Origin of the sequence: Hydrogenophaga sp. A37, assembly GCF_002001205.1 — a bacterium.
GTDB lineage: Bacteria > Pseudomonadota > Gammaproteobacteria > Burkholderiales > Burkholderiaceae_C > Hydrogenophaga.
In genome coordinates this window covers 70,702-92,163 of the sequence record NZ_MUNZ01000144.1, presented here as the reverse complement: position 1 = coordinate 92,163, position 21,462 = coordinate 70,702, and the positions used below count along the sequence as shown (strand labels likewise).

General features: G+C 67.6%; 18 protein-coding genes. 8 read left to right on the top strand and 10 right to left on the bottom strand.

Annotated elements, in window-relative coordinates; all coding sequences use genetic code 11:
- Positions 1–99: 99 nt before the first annotated feature.
- Positions 100–561: a hypothetical protein gene (locus B0E41_RS20230; protein WP_077333795.1), complete on the bottom strand. Its 462-nt coding sequence runs from the start codon at positions 559–561 to the stop codon at positions 100–102.
- Between the two features lie 244 nt (positions 562–805).
- On the opposite strand from B0E41_RS20230, the gene B0E41_RS20225 reads away from it, so the two are divergent.
- The 4 genes from B0E41_RS20225 to B0E41_RS20210 are packed head-to-tail and all read left to right on the top strand — an operon-like array spanning position 806 to position 4,015.
- Positions 806–1,120 carry a hypothetical protein gene (locus tag B0E41_RS20225; RefSeq protein ID WP_077333793.1) on the top strand — a complete coding sequence of 105 codons (315 nt, stop codon included), beginning with the start codon at positions 806–808 and terminating at the stop codon, positions 1,118–1,120.
- A gap of 49 nt (positions 1,121–1,169) precedes the next feature.
- The gene (locus B0E41_RS20220) at positions 1,170–1,385 is read left to right on the top strand and encodes a hypothetical protein (RefSeq protein WP_077333791.1); all 216 of its coding nucleotides are present in this window, start codon (positions 1,170–1,172) and stop codon (positions 1,383–1,385) included.
- Positions 1,376–1,660, top strand: a complete 285-nt coding sequence (locus B0E41_RS20215; protein WP_077333789.1) for a hypothetical protein — start codon at positions 1,376–1,378, stop codon at positions 1,658–1,660. The genes B0E41_RS20220 and B0E41_RS20215 overlap by 10 nt, the downstream gene beginning before the upstream one ends.
- A 33-nt stretch (positions 1,661–1,693) precedes the next feature.
- Entirely contained in the window at positions 1,694–4,015 is a 2,322-nt protein-coding gene (locus tag B0E41_RS20210) for a catalase (protein ID WP_077333787.1), read from the top strand.
- A 23-nt stretch (positions 4,016–4,038) separates the two neighbouring features.
- On the opposite strand, the gene B0E41_RS20205 is transcribed toward B0E41_RS20210, so the two are convergent.
- The 3 genes from B0E41_RS20205 to B0E41_RS20195 all read right to left on the bottom strand — a co-directional run bounded on the left by B0E41_RS20205 (position 4,039) and on the right by B0E41_RS20195 (position 10,522).
- A complete protein-coding gene (locus tag B0E41_RS20205; RefSeq protein ID WP_077333785.1) occupies positions 4,039–7,749 on the bottom strand; it encodes a PAS domain S-box protein in 3,711 nt (1,236 codons plus the stop codon).
- Between the two features lie 320 nt (positions 7,750–8,069).
- Complete coding sequence (locus B0E41_RS20200) at positions 8,070–9,254, bottom strand: alpha/beta hydrolase (RefSeq protein ID WP_253195044.1); 1,185 nt, start codon at positions 9,252–9,254, stop codon at positions 8,070–8,072.
- Between the two features lie 608 nt (positions 9,255–9,862).
- Positions 9,863–10,522 (bottom strand): glutathione S-transferase family protein, encoded by a 660-nt coding sequence (locus B0E41_RS20195; protein WP_077333783.1) that lies wholly within the window; start codon positions 10,520–10,522, stop codon positions 9,863–9,865.
- A gap of 122 nt (positions 10,523–10,644) precedes the next feature.
- Between B0E41_RS20195 and B0E41_RS20190 the strand changes: the two genes are divergently transcribed.
- From B0E41_RS20190 to B0E41_RS20180, 3 genes are all read left to right on the top strand, one after another.
- Positions 10,645–12,198: an ATP-binding protein gene (locus tag B0E41_RS20190; protein ID WP_077333781.1), complete on the top strand. Its 1,554-nt coding sequence runs from the start codon at positions 10,645–10,647 to the stop codon at positions 12,196–12,198.
- Positions 12,195–12,896, top strand: coding sequence for a response regulator (locus tag B0E41_RS20185; protein ID WP_077333779.1), 702 nt, complete (start codon positions 12,195–12,197; stop codon positions 12,894–12,896). The genes B0E41_RS20190 and B0E41_RS20185 overlap by 4 nt, the downstream gene beginning before the upstream one ends.
- Positions 12,897–12,990: 94 nt before the next feature.
- On the top strand, positions 12,991–14,919 hold the full coding sequence (locus B0E41_RS20180) for a potassium transporter Kup (protein ID WP_077333777.1): 1,929 nt from the start codon (positions 12,991–12,993) through the stop codon (positions 14,917–14,919).
- A gap of 113 nt (positions 14,920–15,032) precedes the next feature.
- Here the strand turns inward: B0E41_RS20180 and B0E41_RS20175 are convergent, their stop codons facing one another.
- Positions 15,033–15,332, bottom strand: coding sequence for a hypothetical protein (locus tag B0E41_RS20175; protein ID WP_077333775.1), 300 nt, complete (start codon positions 15,330–15,332; stop codon positions 15,033–15,035).
- A gap of 167 nt (positions 15,333–15,499) precedes the next feature.
- Between B0E41_RS20175 and B0E41_RS20170 the strand changes: the two genes are divergently transcribed.
- Positions 15,500–16,390, top strand: a complete 891-nt coding sequence (locus B0E41_RS20170) for an EamA family transporter (RefSeq protein WP_253195042.1) — start codon at positions 15,500–15,502, stop codon at positions 16,388–16,390.
- A 167-nt stretch (positions 16,391–16,557) separates the two neighbouring features.
- Here the strand turns inward: B0E41_RS20170 and B0E41_RS20165 are convergent, their stop codons facing one another.
- The 5 genes from B0E41_RS20165 to B0E41_RS20145 all read right to left on the bottom strand — a co-directional run bounded on the left by B0E41_RS20165 (position 16,558) and on the right by B0E41_RS20145 (position 21,263).
- Entirely contained in the window at positions 16,558–17,301 is a 744-nt protein-coding gene (locus B0E41_RS20165) for an ABC transporter ATP-binding protein (protein WP_077333771.1), read from the bottom strand.
- A 12-nt stretch (positions 17,302–17,313) separates the two neighbouring features.
- Positions 17,314–18,141 carry an ABC transporter ATP-binding protein gene (locus B0E41_RS20160; protein WP_253195040.1) on the bottom strand — a complete coding sequence of 276 codons (828 nt, stop codon included), beginning with the start codon at positions 18,139–18,141 and terminating at the stop codon, positions 17,314–17,316.
- A complete protein-coding gene (locus B0E41_RS20155; RefSeq protein ID WP_077333769.1) occupies positions 18,138–19,130 on the bottom strand; it encodes a branched-chain amino acid ABC transporter permease in 993 nt (330 codons plus the stop codon). Before B0E41_RS20155 ends, B0E41_RS20160 begins: the two co-directional genes overlap by 4 nt.
- The gene (locus tag B0E41_RS20150; RefSeq protein WP_077333767.1) at positions 19,127–20,002 is read right to left on the bottom strand and encodes a branched-chain amino acid ABC transporter permease; all 876 of its coding nucleotides are present in this window, start codon (positions 20,000–20,002) and stop codon (positions 19,127–19,129) included. Before B0E41_RS20150 ends, B0E41_RS20155 begins: the two co-directional genes overlap by 4 nt.
- Positions 20,003–20,072: 70 nt before the next feature.
- Positions 20,073–21,263 carry an ABC transporter substrate-binding protein gene (locus tag B0E41_RS20145; protein ID WP_077333765.1) on the bottom strand — a complete coding sequence of 397 codons (1,191 nt, stop codon included), beginning with the start codon at positions 21,261–21,263 and terminating at the stop codon, positions 20,073–20,075.
- Positions 21,264–21,462: the final 199 nt, after the last annotated feature.

Below are 21,462 nucleotides of genomic sequence, written 5' to 3'. Positions count from 1 at the left end.
CGTTCAGCATCGGGAAGTGGGTGCGTTGAAATGACGAATCCTTTGAACGGTGGAGGGGCGCATCGGCGGCCCTGGCCCGTTCATTTTCCGTCTCTTGCGCTACGCGTCAACGACATACCGTTCGCAACGCGCTGCGTGCAGCACCTCCTCGGGATGCAGTGCCACCTCGTCGGCGGGCGTTCGACCGCCGAGGGCCTCGGACGGGCAGGCAAACCACTGTGCGGTTTCCCAGGGGTCCAGCACACCACGGAATTCCTTCAGCACCTGCCGGACGCCCGCGCGAAGCGCCATGTCGGGGCCACTGAACTGAAACAGGGGCAACCAGGTCTCGTGTTGCCACTCGAAGTGGACCACCTCACCTTCGACGATCCACCTCGCCAGGGTGCCGATGTTCAAACCGGACCGGCTGGCCAGGAGGGGCATCAGATCGTGCCCCTGAGCCAACCCGCCGCTGAGCCGAAAGCCGTCCAGCATGTTCAGGAATTGTTCGTTCTGGCTCGTGTTCGGGCTACCACCGGCGTCGACGAACGGGGCGGCCCGGAGCATGGACATCTTCTGCATGACTGCCTCCTGTGAAGTGCGCCGAACCTGTGGCGGTCCTGTGTTGATGCGCCGACTTTGAACAGCACCGGTTCCAAGCCTGCATTGGCGCACGGCCTCCACCCCTGGGTCTGTGCGATAGGGGACTGATCGCACCTGTTTGGCCGGGACCACTGCCGCGATGGGTTCGATGCCGCACAGACACCGCCGACACAGGCAAAGAGCATGGCGTTTCCGTGAACCGCGCCACCACAAGGACCCCTTCATGAACACACATTCCATCTGGATCGCTCTCTGTGCTTGTGCGATGGGTCTGAGTGCCTGCGACAAGAAACCCAGCGACCTTCCGCAGCCCACGCTCTCCTCGCCGATGCCGGGCGGGTCTGGCGCGGCCACCGGGCCTGCGACCGACCCGTCGCTGCCATCGGCCGGGTCGGTCTTTCCACCCGGGACCGCAGCCAAGGCCGATCCGGCACTGGGCGAAACGGACGGCACCAGGAAGCCGAAGACAACATCCGACGAGGCGCTGTTGCCCGGGCAGAACAACGATCACTCGGCACCGCTCAGCCCGGCCAAGTGAGCCGCCGGCCGCCACGCCAGCCAACACCCCCATGCCTAGGAGGAACACCATGTCCCTTGCCCACGCTCACAAACCCCGTCTCCCCGACAACGACGTGCCTGAGGAGTTCGAACCGGGCGCGCCGCCCGTCGAACCCGACGAAGGGCCGGTGCCCCCGGCCATCCCGGACGACCCCGAGCACGACCGGATCGTCAACCCCGATGAAACACCCGACATGAAGGCCCGGCCCGGCCCATCCCTGGCCAAGGACGCGGTATGTCCCTGAACCCCAAAAACAAGCGTTCCATTGGACGCCAGGTGGCCACGCCACCGCGTGGCGCGAAAGCGCCGCTGTCGGCGCCCGGATTGCCGTTGCCTCATGAACGCGATGAGACCGTCAACGACACGGCCGAGGAACCCGATCCCAAGATGGTCCAGGCCAAACGCGACCTCGACGCCGGCCTGGTGGACACCGACATGCGCGCGACCCCTGGCCTGGACGCGAAGCGTCGCGCCCGCCAGGTGCCAGGCCCCGGCGGCAAACCACCGTCTGGCGGCTGACCTTCCTTCAACGCCCCCACCACAAGGTTCACCATGAAGACACCCACCACCACCGAGCCCACCGACGACCCGCCGCGCAACCCCATGGGGCTGGCGGAGCAAGCTGCCGCCGCGCAGGCCCTCGCAGCGGCGATGCCGCACAACGCCAACAAGGCGCTGGAGTTCGGCCGCGAGAACGCCGTCACACCGCCGCCTGGCGCCAGCACGCCCAGCCCGTCGCCCGTCGCCACCGCCAGCACCCTGAGCGAGGTCAACATCTCGGCCAAGACCAGCGACCTCGACCGCGTGCGCTCAGACGCGTCGGGCCAGGCGATGACGACGAACCAGGGCGTCTCGATCAGCGACAACCAGCACTCGCTCAAGGCAGGGTTGCGCGGCCCGACACTGCTCGAAGACTTCGTGCTGCGCGAGAAGATCACGCATTTCGATCACGAGCGCATCCCCGAGCGCATCGTGCACGCGCGCGGCTCAGCGGCCCATGGCTTTTTCGAGGCCTACGAACCGCTGACGGCGTACACACGCGCCGCGCCGTTCCAGACCGCCGGCAAGATCACGCCGGTGTTCGTTCGCTTCTCCACGGTCGCCGGTGAACGCGGCTCCACCGACACCGCGCGCGACGTCCGGGGCTTCGCCGTCAAGTTCTACACCCACGAGGGCAACTGGGACCTGGTGGGCAACAACATCCCGGTGTTCTTCATCCAGGACGCGATGAAGTTCCCCGACCTCGTGCACGCCGTGAAGCCCGAGCCGCATCACGGCATGCCGCAGGCCGCCTCGGCGCACGACACCTTCTGGGACTTCGCCTCGCTCAGCCCGGAGACCACGCACATGCTGATGTGGGTCATGTCCGACCGCGGCATTCCGCGCAGCTTTCGCATGATGCAGGGCTTCGGCGTGCACACCTACCGGCTGGTCAACGCGGCGGGTGAGTCGCACTTCGTCAAGTTCCACTGGTCACCCAAGCTCGGCACCCACTCGCTGGTGTGGGACGAGGCCGTCAAGATCTCGGGCGCCGACCCGGACTTCCACCGCCGCGATCTCTGGGAAGCCATCGAAGCGGGCGAATACCCCGAGTGGGAGCTGGGCATGCAGATCTTCACCGAGGCGCAGGCGTCAGGCTTCAGCTTCGACGTGCTCGACGCCACCAAGCTGATCCCCGAAGAGCTGGTGCCGGTGACGCCGGTCGGTCGCATGGTGCTCAACCGCAACCCGGACAACTTCTTCGCCGAGACCGAGCAGGTGGCGTTCTGCACCGCCCACGTGGTGCCGGGCATCGACTTCAGCAACGACCCCCTGCTGGCCGGGCGCATCCACTCCTACGTCGACACCCAGATCACGCGGCTGGGCGGTGCCAACTTCCACGAGATCCCGATCAACGCCCCGCTCGCCGCGCCCCACAACAACCAGCGCGACGGCCTGCACCGCCAGGCCATCCCGCGCGGCCGTGTCGCCTACGAGCCCAACTCGCTCGGCGGCGGTTGCCCGTTCCAGGCCGGTGCCGCGGGCTTCGTGTCGTTTCCGCAACCGGTGGACGAAGGCCAGGGCGACAAGCTGCGCGGCAACCCCGAAAAGTTCGCTGACCACTACACCCAGGCCACCCTGTTCTACGAGAGCCAGACCGCCGTCGAGCAGGCGCACATTGCGGGCGGCTTCCGCTTCGAGCTGAGCAAAGTCACCGTGCCAGCGATCCGCGAGCGCATGCTGTCTTCGCTGGTCAATGTGTCCGAGGCACTCGCCGCCACCGTCGCCGCCGGGCTGGGCATCGCCGTGCCCCCGGCCATGCCGAAGGCGCTGGTGAACCCCGCCGCGCCCGAGGTCACCACCTCGGCCGCGCTGTCACTGACGGCCCGGCCAGGCAGCGGCGGCATCCGTTCGCGCAGCGTGGCCATCCTCGTGGCCGATGGGGTGGACGGCCCGTCGGTGGCCGCCGCAGGCGCGGCGCTGCTGGCCGCCGGCGCCCAGGTGCACCTGATCGCTCCGCGCCTGGGGCCTGTGCAAGCCGGCAGCGGCGACCCGTTCGAAGCCACCAGAACGCTGGAGAACGCGCCACCGGTGCTGTTCGACGGGGTCGTATTGCCCGACGGCGCCAGCGCCGTGGAAGCGCTGGGGGCGCTCGTCGAGGTGATGGACTTCATCTCGAACCAATACCGGCACGGCAAGACCATCCTGGCCCTGGGGGCCTCGAAAGCGCTGCTCAAGCAGGCTGGCGTTGTGCCGACACTGGCGAGCGGCGAGGCCGATCCGGGCATCGTGGTGGGCACCGCTGCCAAAGCGGAGCGCGCGGTGGCGGCCTTCATCACCGCGCTCGGCAAGCACCGCCACCCCGCACGCGAGGCCGGCGCCCTGGCACTTTGAGCGCAGCGCTGGCGGCCGTGGCCCTATCGCTGGTCGAGAAACGAGTGCACCGCCCGCAGCTCGACCTGGAAATCGGCCATCAGCGGGTCGAGCGTCGCGGTCGGTGGCGTCTGGCGTGTGGCGGCGACCGCTTCGATGTCGGCGCAGATCTGAGAGAGGCGCACCGCACCGACGGCCCGCGCGGCCGACTTCAACTTGTGGGCGGCCTGGAACAGGGTCGACCCCTCACCGCCAGCGTGTGCCTGGGCCATGGCCAGCGCCGCGCCCGTCGTGCTCGCGCGAAAGGTTGCCAGCACTTCCTGAACCACCAGCGGGTCGTCGCCAAGCAGACCCGAGAGCACGCTGATGTCGACCGGTGGCGATGAGAGCGCGGCCGTGGGTCCGCGCACGGCTGCGCGCTCTGGTGTGGGCGCTGACGCGGGCCGCAGGTAGGTTTCGATGGCCAGCTTCAGCTGGGCCAGGCGGATCGGCTTGCTCAGGTAGCCGTCCATGCCGGCCTGGTGGCAGCGCAGTTCCTCCTCGCGCAGGGCGTTCGCGGTCAGCGCCAGGATGGGCAGGCGCGCGGCGCCGCCCACCTCCCCTGCCCGCACCTCGGTGGCCAGCGTGTAGCCGTCCATGAACGGCATGTGGAGGTCGGTCAGCAGCAGGGCATGGCCTCCCCGGCGCCAGCAGTCCAGGGCCTCGACGCCGTTGGACGCCATCTCGGCCCGGTAGCCGAGCAGCGAGAGCTGCTGGTTCAACACCTTCTGGTTGATCTCGTTGTCCTCTGCCACCAGGATCAGCGGTTTCACGGCAGGGCGCTTCCCCTCGCCCGGCAGCGCCAGGAGCGGCATCGGCGCGGAGTCCTGCTCGGCGGGCGGCTCGGCGGCGTCTTCCGGCAGTTGGCGGCGTGCCGCCAGGGCCACGCCGTGCAGGAACCGGGCCCGGTGCAGGCTTTCGCCCTCCAGCCACACCTGATCTGGCGCCGGCCGGCGCGGCGGCTGCCGGCGACCGCTCTCGAAGAGCACGAAGCCCAGCGCCAGCTCGGGGCGCTCCGCCGCCACGGCGCGGCAGGCCGAGAGCACCGGGTCGCTGCCGTCGCTGGTGTCGGGAGCGTCGGCGATGACGACGACACAGGGGCCCGGGCCAACGCCGCGCAACCATGCCTGGGTCTGCGCCGGGGTCTGCCCGTGGGCCACGGCGGCGCCCGCGTGACCCAGGTAGTCGCCCAGGTCGCGGGCGGTGCCGGCCGCATCGCCCACCACCAGGCAGGGCAGCCCCGCCAGCGGCCGCGCCACCGATGCCGGTTCTGGTTGTTCGCCGGCAGGCGCCACCGCGATGGGCAGGCGCACCGTGAAGGTCGATCCGGCGCCTGGCGCACTGCGCACCGCCACCTCACCCCCCATCAGCGACAGCAGGCGGCGCGAAATGCTGAGCCCCAGGCCAGTGCCCCCGAAGCGCCGGGTGGTGCTGGCGTCGGCCTGGGTGAACGGCGAAAACAGGCGCGCCTGGGTGGCGGTGTCCATGCCGATGCCGTTGTCCGATACCTCCAGCACCAGCGTGTCGTTGCCGGCAGGTCCCGTGTCGCGCAGCGCGCGCAAGGACACGGCACCGCGGCGCGACCGCCCCTGGCTGAACTTGATGGCGTTGCCGAGCAGGTTGATCAGCACCTGGCGCAGGCGCGCGGCGTCGCCCAGCATGCCCTGCGGCAGGCGCGGGTCGGTGTACAGGTGAAGGCCCACCCCCTTGTTCACGGCCAGCGGGTGCAAGGCATCGCTGACACCTTCGACGACCGTGGTCACGTCCATCGGCCTGTGATCGATGTCGAACTGACCGGCTTCGATCTTCGAAAAGTCCAGCACGTCGTCGACGATGGCCATCAAGGCATAGGCCGACTCGCGCACGGTGTTCACCAGCTCACGCTGCTCAGGGCGGAGCCGGCTTTCTTCCAGCACGTCGATCATGCCCACCACCCCGTTCATCGGCGTGCGGATCTCATGGCTCATCATGGCCAGGAACGACGACTTGGCGCGGTTGGCCTGTTCGGCCAGTTCGCGCGCCCGCTCCAGTTCCAGGGTGCGGTGGCGCACCCGGTCTTCCAGGCTGGCGTTGAGCTCGCGCAGCGCCTGTTCGCTGCGGCGGCGTTCGCCGATGTCGCGGATGACGGAGACGAAGTGCGTGAAGCCCTCGCCGCCCGTGGCCACCGGTGTGATGTCGATCTCCACGGGGTACTCCCGCCCATCCTTGGTGGACCGCATCAGCTCGACGTGCACCGGCGCGAAACGGTCGACCGCGTCGCGGATGCGCGCCAGCTCGGCCGGGTCCGTCGAGGGGCCATCGAGCATGCCGGGCGAACGGCCGATCACCTCCTCCCGCGAGTAGCCGGTCAGGCGCACGAAGGCATCGTTGACGAACACGATGCGCCGGCCGTGCTGCAGTTCGGGTGCCGGCTCGGTGATGAGGACGACGTCGTTCAACTGCGCCACGCTGGCCTCGAGCAGATTCAGCTGCTGGCGCGCCGCGCGCGCGGCGGTGACGTCGCGGAAGTACACCGTGAGCCCGTCCTCTGACGGGTGGCAGTCGACGCCGAACCAGGCCCGCACCGGCGGGTAATAGGCCTCGAAGGTGATGCCCGTTTCCCCGCCCATGGCACGCTGGTAACAGCGGTCGAAGACCGAACCCACCGAATCGGGAAAGATGTGCCACACCACCTGTCCGAGCAGCGTGTCGCGAGACTTTCCCAACAAGCGCTCGGCTTCGCGGTTGACATAGGTGAACCGCCAGTCCCTGTCGAGGGTGTAGAAGCCGTCGGTGATGCTCTCCAGCGTGTTCGTCAGCCGCGCGGCCAGCTTCTGCGTGTCCTGCGCGGCGAGCTTGCGCTCGGTGATGTCCTGCAACGCGCCCTGGATGTACACGATGCGGCCCGCGTCATCCCGGACCGCCTCGCCCATGGTGCGCACCCAGAAGCGGCGGCCGGTGGCCGATATTTTTTCGGCCTCCACGTCGTAGGGCACGCCGAACCTGGCACAGCGCTCGACCGCTTCACGAACCCCGGCGCGGTATTCGGGCACGAAAGAGGCAATGCCCTCCTCCAGCGAGGGCGAGTAGCCCGCCGGTTCGTCGTGCAGACTGGCCACGATGTCGGACCAGTACAGGTGGTGGTTGACCATGTCCATCCGCCAGCCACCCACCTTGGCCACCCGGCCCGCCATGTCCAGCATCGCCTGGCTGTCACGCAGCGCCTGCTCGGCCAGTTTCTGATCGGTGGTGTCCCGGGCGATGCCAATGACACCGATCACCTCGCCCCGGGCGTTGCGGAAGGCGGCACGCGTCGAGTTGAAGATGCGCCGACCGCCGGGGCCCGTGAGCCACTCTTCGGAGGTGCGCGCCCCGCCCGAGGCGAACAGCTGGCGGTCGTTCTCGATGGTCTGCGAGGCCTCTGCGGCAACGTACAGGTCCCGGTCATCGCAGCCGAGCACCTGCTCGACCGTGCGCCCCGTGAAACGGGCCAGAGCGTTGTTGCACAGCAGGTAGCGGCCTTCAAGGTCCTTGACGAAGACGAGGTCGGGCGTGCCGTCCGCCACGGCCTGCAGCAGTTCCGCGCTGCGCAGGGTGGCCTGTTCGGTCTGTGCGCGGTCGCTGACGTCCACCCGGCCCCCCGTCAATGCCTCCAGCTCCTGCTTCACCTCGTGCAGGGTCTCGGTGAGCGCCGCGATGCGCGCCTGGCGGTCGGGGTCGGGGAGCACCAACGTCATCAGCTGACGGCGAGCGGCAGGCTCAGGGCAAGCGCCGGGATCGCTGCACCGCCAGCGACACACCACCAGAGCCGTTGGACCGGCCCGTGCATGCCGTCGGTAGGCTCGTCCTGTCCGGTGGGTGCATCACATTCAGGGCAGGGTATGGCATGGCGGTCATGGGCGTTGGGAGAATGGAACGAACAAGATGGAACGAACAAGGCGACATGGCCTGTCGTCGCAGTTTCAGGTGCCCTTGAGCGCCTCTCGAATGGCTTTGATGCTAGAGATTCACCGGTGATAACCCCATACGTACAAGTACCTAGACCCATGCGATCGAGTCATGCGGGCGAGTCATCCAGGGCCGACTGCTTTTGCGTGTCCGACCGCAGGAAAGCCAGCAGCGCATCGTTGAACGCCTGCGCGTGGGACACGTTCAGGCCGTGTGGTGCGCCGGGCAAGGTCACCAGCTGGCTGTGCGGCACGGCGCGGTGGGTGCGCTGGCCCGAGCCTTCGATCGGCACGATCGCATCCGCATCGCCGTGAATCACCAGTGTGGGCACCCTCACCTTCTCCAGGTCTTCGCGGAAGTCGGTCGTGCCAAACGAGTCCATGCAGGCCAGCGCGGCGTGCTGCGCCGACTGGAGGCACAGGGCGACCGCCTCTTTTCGCTGCGATTCGGTGACCTGAAGCACGCCGTTGGCCGAGAAAAACTCTTCGGTGAAATCATCGAAGAAGGCATCGCGGTCATGCTCCAGTGCCGTCTTCATCTTTTGCGCCGCTTCGGGGGCGAGCGGCCCCTCGGGGTTGTCGGCGGTGTTCATCAGGTACGGCGGAACGGCCGCGGCAAACACCACGCTGTGCAGGCGCGCCTCACCGTGCCGCGCGATGTAGCGGGCCACCTCGCCCCCGCCCATGGAGAACCCCACCAGCGTCACGTCCTGCAGTCCGCACTGGTCCATCACGCGCTCCAGGTCGTCGGCCAGCACGTCGTAGCTGTAGCCCGATGCCGGCTTGTCCGACCGCCCGAAGCCGCGTCGGTCGTAGGCCACCACGCGCAAGCCGGCAGCTTGGAGCACCGGCACCTGCAACGCCCAGGCCTCTGCGGACAAGGGCCAGCCATGGATCAGCACCACCGGGCGGCCGTCGCCACCGCTGTCTTCGATGTGCAGGCGAACCGGCTCGGCCAGCGCAGCGTCGGCGCCGTCCACAGCCTCCAGGTCGACCGTGGCGCCCGCGGCGGCTCCGCCGAGCGCGCCGGCAACGGCACCCAGCGTGGCCCCGGCCACGATCCCCACGGGGCCGGCCATCGCCACGCCGATGGCGGCGCCCGTGGCCGCCCCGGCCACCATGCCACCGCCCACCAGCACCGATTGGCTCTCACGTTCGGCTTCATGGGGTTCCAGGGGCGTCTGTGCGGCCGGGTTCGGGTCCTGCGACGGAATACCGTGCCCGGGGTTGGCCTGCTGGGCCATGTCTTCATCCACGGGGGCGGCGTTGTTTGGCGGGGTGGTCGATGGGCTCATGTGCGTCTCCTGCTTCTGCTTCAGTGGAAGGTGGGAAGAACATGAGGCCCGGTCTGAGTTCACCTGTCTGTGCGCCGCCATACAGAGCTGTTCAGGATCGTGCGTTGGTGCGCTGGCACACCGACAGCGCCTCTTTTGAGCGGTGAAATGATGAAACGAACCCGATGGCTTGTACATGGGATTCGCGTTTGAACGTCCTTCAACATCAGCCCAAGAGGCCACCCATGAACAGCATCATCTACATCGTCGGCCTGGTGGTCATTGTTCTCGCCGCCCTGTCGTTCTTTGGCTTGCGCTAAGGCGACGCTGATAAGTCCCCGTGGATGCAGGCGCCTGCTGTCGGGATGGGCTGCAAGGCGCAAAATGCAGACGGGCCGGGCGGCCCGGCGAGGCTTTGCTACGCCGCAGACCGCCCGAGAGCAAGATGCCCGCGCCACGAGGGACTTATTCAGCGTTGCCTAATGGCCTGTTCACAGACAGCGCCGGACCGCCGTTCTGCGATCAGTCAGGGAATTGCTCGACGGATCCAGACCGTGTAGCCGGCACAACCGCGGCCTGCAACAGCCGCTTGAACTCGGCTACATCACCCGGCCCTGCGCCGCAGCGCGTCAGTCCCGGTCCGGCGCCCCCAGCGGAAAGAACGAGCGGAACGGCCGCGCCTCTTCCACCGCGCGGGCAAAGGACGGGCGGCTCAACAAACGCGCCCGGTAGGCACGCAGCGCTGGGTAGGTCTCAGGGATCTGATGCACCCAGTCCGCGTAAAAGAGCGAGGGCGCGGCGGCGCAGTCGGCCAGTGTGAAGTCGGCACCGTTGGCCCAGGTCTTGCCAGCGAGGTGGCCGTCGAGCCAGGCGTAGGCGCGCTCCAAACGCTCAGCGGCCATGGCCCGCCCTTCTTCGATGGTCATCGGATAGCGCTTGAGCGCGCAGTCCACGGCCAGTTGCATCGCGCTCATCACGTACAGATCGAAGTAGCGGTCGAGGAAGCGCACATCCAGCGCAGCCAACGGGTCGGCGGGCAGCAGGCGCACCGGCCCGGGGTGCGCGAGTTGCAAATACTCAATGACGAGGCTGGTCTCGACGATCTGGCGCTCGCCGTCCAGCAGCATCGGAAATCTGGCGATGGGCCAGCGTCGCAACCACTCGGTCGCGTGCTCCGGCGTGTCGGGCCCGATGCAACGGAACTCGAAGGGCGTGCCGTTTTCGTACAGCGCGATGAGCGCCTTCTGGGTGTAGGAAGAGAAGGGGTGGCCGTAGAGCGCAAGCGACATGGTGGAACCTCGTGATTCAAGTCGATGGTCATCTGAGAACCTTGGAACTCTACAGGACCAACCCGGAACCACGCACCTGGCCTTATGCTTTCCCGGAGGTCTTGCCACCAGGCTGCCCCACCATGCAAAACAACCTGAACCCACCCGCTCCGCGATGGCACAGCCCTTGGCCCTGGCTCACGTGGCTGGTCGGCTGGGCGCTGATGCTGGCGCTCGACCGCCACCTCGATCTGGCCAACCTGGCCATGCTGCTGATGCTGACCTCGGTCGTGGCGTCGCTCTGGCTGCCCGGGGGCATCAGCGCAGCGGCCAGCGCGGCCGGGGTGATGGTCTTCAACTGGGCCTTTGTGCCACCGCGCTTCACCTTCACGGTGGAGCTGCACCAGCACACCCTGTTGCTGCTGGCGATGCTGGTGGCGAACTGGATCATTTCAGGTTTGATGATCCGCCAACGCCAGCTGGCCGACGCTGCGCGCCAGGTGGCCGAGCGCGAGGCTCGCTTGCGCAGCTGGGGCGACACGCTGCGCGACGCGGCCGATCCCGCTGCCCACGCCAGCGCCCTGCACGCCGCGCTGGCCGAGGCCACGCAGGCGCCGGTCGCGGTGTCGGTGCTGCGGGGCCTGGGCGCCCAGCCCGAAGACGACTCCACCCTGCACGTGGGCAACGCCAACGACGAGCAGCGCGCGGGGCTCGCCCTGTGCATCCGCGACGGCCGAGCCATGGGTTCAGGCACCGGCCGCTACGACGAGCTGCCCGACGGCTACCTGCCATTGCGCGGGCGCGGTGTGACGCTGGGTGCGGCGCTGGTGTGCGACATGGCCACGCTGCGCCACGGCCCGGAACTGCGGCCTCACCTGCAAGCCCTGTGCGACCAGATGGGCAGCGCCCTGCACCGCTCGCTGATCACGGCGCAGGCGCAACGCTCCCGCGAACAGGCGCAACTGCAGGCCACGCGCAACGCGCTGTTGGCCGCCATCTCGCACGACTACCGCACGCCGCTGGCCACCATCATGGGAGCGGCCTCAGCCCTGCACGACCAGGCCGACAAGCTCGACGCTGACCAACGCCGCCGCCTGGCCGGTGGCATCGTGGAGGAAGCGGAACGCCTGAGCCGCCTGACCGACAACACGCTGCAGCTGGCGCGGCTGGACGCGCCCTCGGTGCAACTGCGGTGCGACTGGGAATCGGCCGAAGAGATCGTGGGGGCCGTGCTGCGCCGCGCGCGACGCCGCCCCGACGGCGCGCGGGTGAAGGCTTGGGTTGAGCCCGACATGCCGCTGCTGTGGTGCGATCCGATGCTGGTGTCGCAGCTGCTGGACAACCTGCTGGACAACGCGCTCAAGTACAGCCCGAACGGATCACCGGTGGAGCTGCAAGTGCGCCGCCAGGGTGGCGAGGCGCTGCTCAGCGTGTGCGACCACGGCCCGGGCATCGCGCCGGCGTGGCGCGAGCGGGTGTTCGAGGTGTTCCAGCGCGGCGACGAGACCCGCCGCTCCCCCTCGGTGGAGGCCCGCCGCGAGGGTGCCGGCGTGGGCCTGGCGGTGTGCCGCGCCATCGCCCGGGCCCACGGCGGGGAACTGCGCCTGCAGGCCCGCGCGCACGGTGGCAGCTGTTTTGAATGCGCCCTGCCTTTGCGTGAACTGCAGCCCACACCGCCCGAAGAAGGCCCGCCATGAGCCAGCGCATCCTGCTGATCGAGGACGACCGTGAGCTGCGCGCAACGCTGAAAGAAGCGCTCTCGGTGGAGGGCTACGCGGTGCAGACCTCGGCCAGCCTGGCCGACGCACGTGCACTGATGCAGCACGCCAATCCGGACACCGCGCCCGAGCTGGTGCTGCTCGACCTGGGCCTGCCCGACGGCGACGGCGAAGATTTTCTGGCCGAGTTGCGCGGCCAGCGCGGCACACCGGTGATCGTGATCTCGGCCCGCGAGGCCGAGGGCCAGAAGATCCGCCTGCTCGACAGCGGTGCCGACGACTACCTCGTCAAACCCTTTGGCATCGGCGAGCTGCTCGCGCGCATGCGCGTGGCGCTGCGCCACCGGGGCCGGCGCAGCCAGCCGGCGGTGCTGAGCTACCGCCAGGGCGCGCTGGACATCGACCTCACCACCCGGAAGGTGCGCCGCGACGGGCAGGAGGTGCACCTCACCCCAACCGAGTTCAAGCTGCTGGCCCGGCTGGTGCGCCAGACCGGCCAGGTGGTCACGCACCGCCAGCTGCTGGCCGACGTGTGGGGCGCCGAACACACCGAGCAGACGCAGTACCTGCGGCTCTACATGGGTCAGCTGCGCGCCAAGCTGGAGGTGGACAGCGCCGAGCCGCAGCACCTGCTGACCGAGCCGGGCGTGGGCTACCGCATCGCGGAACAGGCGTGAGCCCCCTGCGCCGCTGAGCTGTATCTGCTCTGCCCTTATGCGATCCTGATGCGCGCGGTGCCATCGTGCAGGCCTCGGAAACACCGGAGCCTTCATGAACACCGCAGCGCAGAGCGCCACACCCTCCCACGCCACCGCCGCCCCGGGCGAAGCATCGCCCGCCCGCCAGGGCAAAGCCGCCCTCACCCTGGCCGCGCTCGGCGTGGTGTACGGCGACATCGGCACCAGCCCGCTCTACACCGTCAAGGAAATCTTTGCGCCCCACACCGGCGTGCCGCTGGACGCGCTGCACCTGATCGGGGCCGTGTCCACCATCTTCTGGGCGCTGATGCTGGTGGTCACGCTGAAGTACGTGATCCTCATCCTGCGCGCCGACAACAACGGCGAGGGTGGCGGCCTGGCGCTCACCGCGCTGGCCGCCAAGGCGGTGCAATCGCGCCCGGCCCTGCGCAGTGGCCTGCTGCTGCTCGGTGTGTTCGGCGCCACGCTGTTCTACGGCGACAGCGTGATCACGCCCGCCATCTCGGTGCTGGGCGCCATGGAAGGGCTGGAGCTGGTCACACCCGCGCTCAAGCCCTATGTGGTACCGATCACGCTGGCCATCCTGGTCGGCCTGTTCTTCGTGCAGCGCTTCGGCACCGCCGTGGTGGGCCGCTTTTTCGGGCCCATCATCGTGTTGTGGTTCGTGGTGCTCGGCGTCGTTGGCGCGATGCACATCGCGCAGCAGCCGGCCATCCTGGCGGCGCTCAACCCGCTGCACGCCTGGACCTTCCTGATGGACCGGGGCTGGCACGTGTTCGCCGCCGTGGGCGCCATCGTGCTCGCGCTCACCGGCGCTGAGGCGCTGTACGCCGACATGGGCCACTTCGGCCGCAGGCCCATCCAGCTGGCCTGGACCGGCCTGGTGCTGCCCGGCCTGGCGCTGAACTACCTGGGCCAGGGCGCACTGCTGATCGGCGACCCGAGCGCCATCCAGAACCCCTTCTACCGCCTTTTCCCCGAACCCTGGGTGCTGCCCGCACTGTTGCTCGCCACGCTGGCGGCCATCATCGCCTCGCAGGCCGTGATCTCGGGCGCCTACTCCATGACCAAGCAGGCGATCCAGCTCGGCTTCTTGCCGCGCATGACGGTGCGCTACACCTCGGCGCGCGAGATCGGGCAGATCTACATGCCCGCCGTCAACTGGGCGCTGCTGGCCGGCGTGGTGGCGGTGGTGCTGTTCTTCGGCAGCTCATCGGCGCTGGCCAGCGCCTACGGCATCGCCGTCACGCTGACCATGATGATCACCACCGTGCTCACCTTCTTCGTGGTGCGCGATGGCTGGCGCCTGCCGGCGTCGCTGGCCTGGGGCGCCACAGCCTTCTTCCTCGCCATTGACGCGCTGCTGGTGGCCGGCTGTGCCATCAAGTTCCTCGACGGCGGCTGGTTCCCGCTGGCGCTGGGCCTGCTGCTCTTTGGTGCGATGAGCACCTGGGCGCGTGGGCGCACGCTGGTGTTGCAGAGCATCCGCGCCGAAGGCCTGGTCTTGCAGGACTTCATTGACACGCTGGACCCAAGCACCGTCAACCGCGCGCAGCGCACCGCCGTGTACGCCGTGGCCGACCCGACCACCGTGCCACAGGCGCTGCTGCACAACCTCAAACACAACCAGGTGCTGCACGAGCGCAACGTGATCCTGACCGTGGTGTTCCGCGACGTGCCCTGGGTGCCCGTGGCGCAGCGGCTCGACATCGCGCCGCTGGGCCACGGCTTCTGGCGCGTGACAGTGAATTTCGGGTTCATGAACACGCCCGACGTGCCCAAGGCGCTGGAGCTCGCGCAGGCCCAGGGCCTGCCGATCCCGCTGTTTGAAACCACCTACTTCCTCAGCCGGGAAACGGTGGTGCCCACGCCCGGCGGCGGCATGGCGAACTGGCGCGAACGCCTGTTTGCCACCATGAGCCAGAACGCCGGTGGCGTGGTGGAGTTCTTCAGATTGCCCGGCAACGCGGTGGTGGAGCTGGGCACGCGGGTGCAGATCTGATACGGTTTTGCATTCAAGCGTAGAACAAGGCGCGAAGCCGCAGACAGTGCTACAGCACGGCAAGGCGAAGCAACGCAGTTATACGTTTGAAGGCAACGCCGTATGAAACTGGCTCAGATCGGGTCGCCCAGCACCTTGGAGAGCGCCGCGATGTTGGCGGCGCTGGGCACTTGCGGCTTCATTTCGTCTTCGGCGGCGGTGGCGTTTTCGTGTGCCTGAATGGCATTGACCATGCTGTACTGGTCTTCCCAGCTGATGGTCTTTCCCGGGGGGCAGAGGTCGCGCACGGTGCCGAACCAGTAGTAGCCGTCGTTGCCACCAAAGAGCTTGTCGATGCCGCCGGCGTCGCCGTTTTTGAGGCCGTGGGCGGCGAGGATCTGGTTGAGCTTGTGATGGGAAACGGAATAACGCATGTGGGTCCAGTGGTGGATGTCGATGTGCAGGCTGGCGCGAAGGCCGCCTGGTGAGGTGGGCGATTTTACTGAGGCAAGCGACCGACCTGCCCCACCTTGCCCCAATGGAGGGAAGCCCTTGCGCCTACCGGACAGGCCAGCGTCCCAAAGCCCCGCACAATGGCCGCGTGAAAACCCGCCACTTTGCCCAGCTCGTGGGCCTGTCTGCCCTGTGGGGCGCCTCCTTCCTGTTCCTGCGCATCGCGAGCCCGCTGCTCGGGCCGCAGGTCATGGCCTTTGGCCGCGTGCTGCTGGCGACGGCAACGCTGGCCGTGCTGATGGCGGCGCTGCGCGAACCCTGGCCCTGGCGCCACTGGCGCGAGCTGCTGCGCCTGAGCACGCTCTCGCTGGCCGCTCCGTTCCTGCTCTATGCCTGGGCCGCCCTTCGCCTGCCGGCGGGCTACAGCGCCCTGCTCAACACCACGGTGGTGCTGTTTGGCACACTGGCCTCGGCCTGGTTGGGGCAGGACACGTTGAGCGGGCGCAAGCTGCTGGGTTGCGCGCTGGGTTTCGTGGGTGTGGGGCTGATCCTGCAACTGGGGCCGGTGAAGCCGGACGCGGCCACCATCACCGCGGCGCTGGCCTGCATCGTGGCAGCGGCCTGCTACGGCGTCTCGACGCCGCTGATGAAGCGCGCCACCACCCACATGCAGCCGCTGGCCATTGCGGCGGGCATCAGCGCGGTGGCCATGGTGTTGCTGCTGCCCGGCGCGCTGTGGACGCTGCCGCAAGCCAACTTCACGCCCACGGCCATGGTGGCGCTGCTGATCATGGGCGTGTTCACCTCGGGCCTGGCCTATTGGCTGAACCTGCGCATCATCCGCCACGTGTCGCCGGTCGCCGCCACCAGCCCGGCGTTCCTGATTCCGGTGTTCGGCGTGACCTGGGGCCACATCTTCCTGGGCGAAACGGTGTCGCCGGGCATCTTCGCCGGGGGCGCGCTGGTGCTGCTGGCGACCGCGCTGGTGACGGGCTTCAACCCGCTGCGCCGAGCCGAGATCGACAACCCCAAACCCTGAACCACACGCCAAAAAAGGCGGCTGCCGCAGGCAGTTTTCTTTATGCCCCCGGAGCGCCCCCCAGGCGCCTGAGATGGTCCCGCCCAGGGCACCGCCGGGCCCGCTTTGCCGGACGGCCAGTGCCGCCCCCTGGGGGGTAGCGCGAAGCGCTGCGGGGGGGACTCAGGTCAAACCGCTGCGGGCGCTGGCGCCGCGTGTGCGCCGCCGAGGAACAGGCGTTCGATGTTCGGGTCGGCCAGCAACTCGCTCGCGGGCTTGTGCAGCACAAGGCGGCCCGACTCCAGCGCGATGGCGTAGTCCGACACCTTCAGCGCGCTCTTCACGTTCTGTTCCACCATCAGCACCGTGGTGCCCTGGTCGGCCAGCTTGCGCAGCAGCTTGAACACGTCCTGCACCACGATGGGCGAGAGGCCGATGCTGGGCTCGTCGATCAGGATCACCTTGGGCCGCAGCAGCAGCGCGCGGCCGATCTCCAGTTGCTTCTGCTCACCGCCCGACAGGCTCGACGCCGCGCTGTGCAGCCGCTCCTTGACGCGCGGAAAAAACTCCAGCACCTCGGGAATGCGCTCGTGCGTGGTCTTCATGCCCAGCGTGATGCCGCCCAGCTCCAGGTTTTCGTAGACCGAGAGCTGACCAAACAGGTTGCGCCCCTGCGGCACAAAGGCCACGCCCTGGGCGAGCAACGCCTTCTGGCTGGCACCGGAGATGTCTTTGCCGTCGAGCAGGATGCGGCCCTGGCGCGGCTTGAGCAGGCCGAACAGCGCCTTCAGCGCGGTGGATTTGCCCGCTCCGTTGGGGCCGAGCAGCAGCGTGATCGAACCCCGCTGCGCCTTGAAGCTGAGGTTGTTCAGGATCATGAAATCCTTGTACCCCGCCACCACGTCGTCGAATTCAATGCAGGTATCGGACATGTGTGTTTCCCCTCAGCTTCCCAGATAGGCGTCGAGCACCTGCTTGTTGCCGCGAATCTCGTCAGGCGTACCGATCGCCATGACCTTGCCCTCGACCATCACCATGATGCGGTGGCACAGGTCCATCACGAAGTCCATGTTGTGTTCGATCACCACGAAGCTGCTCCGCTTGCCGAAGCGCGGGTTGCGGTTCAGATCTTTCAGCAGCGTGCTGATGCCGCCCACCAGGCTGGGGTTCACGCCCGCGCAGGGTTCGTCGAGCAGCACCAGGTCGGGCTCACTCATGAAGGCCATGGCGATGTCCACCAGCTTCTGCTGGCCGTAAGACAGTTCACCGGCTTTCTTGTCGGCCACGTGGCGGATGCGGAACTGGTCGATCAGCGCGTCGGCCTTGTCGCCCAGACCCGAATCCCCGGGCGCGAACATGCGGCTGAACATGCTGCCCTTGTGCTCCTGGGCGGCGACGATCAGGTTGTCGCGCACCGTCATCTTGCCGAACACCTGCAGCGTCTGGAAGGTGCGGCCAACACCGCGGCGGTTCAGCTCCAGCGGGCCGAGCTGCGTCACGTCTTCGCCGTTGAGCTGGATCTTGCCTTCGTCGGGCGTGATCTGGCCGAGCATGGAGTTGAACAGCGTGGTCTTGCCCGACCCGTTGGGGCCGATCACACCGAAGATTTCACCGGGTTGCACCTGGAAGCTCACGCCGCCCACGGCCTGTATCGCACCGTAGGCCTTCTTCAGGCCGGTGACCTGCAGCACGGGCGTGCCGGCCGGGCGGTCGTGGTGGTGGGTGTGATGCGCGATGGGCGCGTTGGCGGACACCGAGGTCGTGGTGCTCATGCCTGTGTTCCTTTCGTGGCGGCCTGGGCGGCGGCGCTGCGTGCGGCCGAGGCCTCCCTGGCCTGGCGGCGTGCCTTCAGGCGGTCGGGGATGGACAGCAGACCGTCGGGCAGCCAGATCATCAGCAGCACCACGGCGGAGCCGAAGACGAACAGGTACCAGGCCTGCGCAAAGCGCAGCCACTCGGGCAGGATCACGCCGACAGCCGCCCCCACCACCGGGCCAAGGAAGTAGCCCGGGCCACCGACCACAACCATCAGGTACATCATGATCGAAGCGCCCACGGTGAACGGCGCGGGTTCGATGAACTGCACCAGCGAGGCGAACAGCGCGCCCGCCACCCCGGCGTACACCGCGCCGATGGCGAAGCTCAGCAGCGTGTAGTTGCGGATGTCCACGCCCAGGCTCTCGGCGCGGATCGGGTTGTCGCGCAACGCCGTGAAGGCCTTGCCCCAGGGGCTGCGCAGCAGACCCCACAGCAGCAGGCCCATGAGCACCGCCACCGCCAGCACGAAGTAGTAGTAAGGCACGTTGCCCTCGAGACTGATGCCGAACAGCGACGGACGCGCGATGTTGTTGATGCCGAAGGTGCCGCCGGTGAGCCACTCTTCGTTGCGCATCACCAGCCAGATCGCGGTGTTGAAGCCCAGCGTGGCGAAGGCCAGGTAGATGGCCTGCACACGCAGCGCGGGGAAGCCCAGGATCAGGCCGGTGACGAAGCAGATCAGGGCCGCCGCCGGCAGGCCGATCCAGAAGCTGATGCCATGCTGCATCAGGATCGCCACGGTGTAAGCACCGATGCCGAAGAAGGCCGCGTGACCGAGCGATTTCTGGCCCGCGTAGCCCACCGTGAGGTTCAGGCCCATGGCGGCGACGATGTAGACCAGCCAGTAGGTCAGCAGGTAGACACCGTAGCTCTTGAGGTAGTTGGGCACCACCAGCAGCAGGAGTGCGCTGACGATGACCAGAGGAATGGTGAGCTTTTTCATACCTTGCGCTCCACTTTTTTGCCCAGCAGGCCTTGCGGCTTGAAGAGGATCACGACCATGAAGATGATCAGGGCCACGGCGTCCTTGTAGGCCGGCGAGATGTAGGCCGCAGCGAGGTTCTCGCACACGCCCACGATCAGGCCGCCCAGCAGCGCACCGCGCGAGTTGTTGAATCCGCCGATGATGGCGGCGAAGAAGGCCTTGGTGCCCAGCGACTCGCCCATGTCGAACTTGGCGAGGTAGGTGGGCGTCACCAGCATGGCGGCCGCCACCGCAAGCACCGCGTTGATCGCGAAGGTGTAGAAGATCATGCGCGGCACGTTGATGCCCAGCACGCTCGCGCTCTCGGTGTTCTGCGCCACGGCCTGCATGGCGCGGCCGGTCACGGTCTTGGCGAGGAACGCCTGGGTCGCGACCACCAGCAGCATGGCCAGCACGAAGGTGCCGATGTCCTGCAGCGTCACGGTGACACCGGCGATGTTGTAGATCTTGTCGGCGAACAGCGAGGGGAAGGGATGGGCCTCGGCGCTGTAGCCGGCGCGGATGCCGTTGCGCAACGCGATCGACAGGCCGATGGTGGCCACGACGATGGGCATCATCCCGTACTTGAAGAGCGGATCCACGATGCCGCGCTTGAACACCCAGCCCAGCACGAACACCGCCAGCAGGCAGGCCAGCAGGAAGCTGGGCAGCAGCGGAATGCCGAAGCTGAAAAAGGCCAGCATCATGAAGGCGGGCAGCATCACGAACTCGCCCTGCGCGAAGTTGATGGTGCCGCTGGCCTGCCACAGCAGCGTGAAGCCCAGCGCCGCCAGCGCGTAGATGGCGCCAGTGGACAGGCCACTGAAAAAGAGTTGGAGAAAGTCGGTCATGGGGCAATCCGTCCAGAGGGGCAGCCCCACCGGACCTGCCGGACGGCAGGCCCTGTGGGGAGCCACGGGTTTACTTCTTGGCGGGGGCGGCGACCGGCTTGGCCGGGGCCGCGGCGGCCACGATCGGGTTCAGCGGCGGCAGGGTCTCCACCACCACCTGCTTGCCGTCCTTCACCTCGACCAGGAAGCTCTCGCGATCGATGTCGCCCTTGTCGTCGAAGCTCACGTCCATGAGCACGCCGGGGTGCTGCTTCGCGCTGATCTGCAGGCCCTTCATGGCTTGGGCAACAGCCTTGCGGTCGAGCTTGCCGGCCTTTTCAATCGCTGCTTTCAGCACGTACACGCCGGTGTAGCCCTTGATGCCGTTGTGGTCGGAGATGTACTTGTAGTTCTGGTAGAAGTTGGCCTTGAACTTCAGCATCTCGGGCTTGGGCGCATCCACCGTCAGGCCCACGTGGGCCACTGCGCCGTTGGCGGCGTCACCGGCCAGCTCGATCACCTTCTGGCCGGTCAGCGTGGTCTCGCCGATCACGGGCTTGTTCCAACCCTGCTTGCGCAGTTCGCGCAGCGCGCGGGCCGACTCTTCCTCGTTGGTGTAGACGAAGATCGCGTCGGCGTTGCTCTGCTTGGCCTTGAGCACAGCGGACGAGAAGTCGACCTGGCCCGAATCGGTGGAGATCTCGGCCACGATCTTGGTCGGCGTCTTGGCGAGTTCTTTCTTGATGGCGTCCAGGCCGCCCTTGCCGAAGTCGTTGTTCACGTACACCACGGCCAGTGTCTTGACCTTGCCGCCGATGTAGCGGGCCAGCTTGGGGAAGCTGCTGGACTGGCCAAAGCTGGTGCGGAACACGTAGGGGTTGCCCTGCGCCGTGATGGAAGCGGCTTCGCCACCGGTCCAGTTCGGCACCTCGGCGCGGCGCGACTCGGCCATGCTGACCATGATGGAGCCGGAGAAGACCGGGCCGAAGATGGCGAACACGTCGTCGTCCACAGCCTTCTGCGTCAGGCCCTTGGCCACGCCCGGGTTGGTCTGGGTGTCGCTGGTGACCGATTCGATCTTCTTGCCCAAGATGCCGCCGGCCGCGTTGATTTCCTTGACGGCCATTTCCACGCCGTTCTTGAAGTTGGTGCCAGCCGAGGCACCGCCACCGGAGAGCTCGACGATGTTGGCGATCTTGATGGTGTTCTGAGCCATCGTCAGGCCCGAGCTGACGGCCAGGCTGGCGGCCACAAGGCATTTCAGGGCGAATCGTTTTTTCATGGTGATCTCCGAACTGGACAGGGTTGGGGAGGGTGCCTGAAGGCTGACCGGGGCACGTCGCCCCGCCCCGGCGGACAGCCCGCTTCAGGGAGAGACAAATGTAGCGATTGCCCCGGTGGGAGCTTCAGTGGAATCCCGTGCCGTTGATCATTCAACGAACAGGAACGTGCGTTTATCGAACGGAATATGGGTTAGCCCT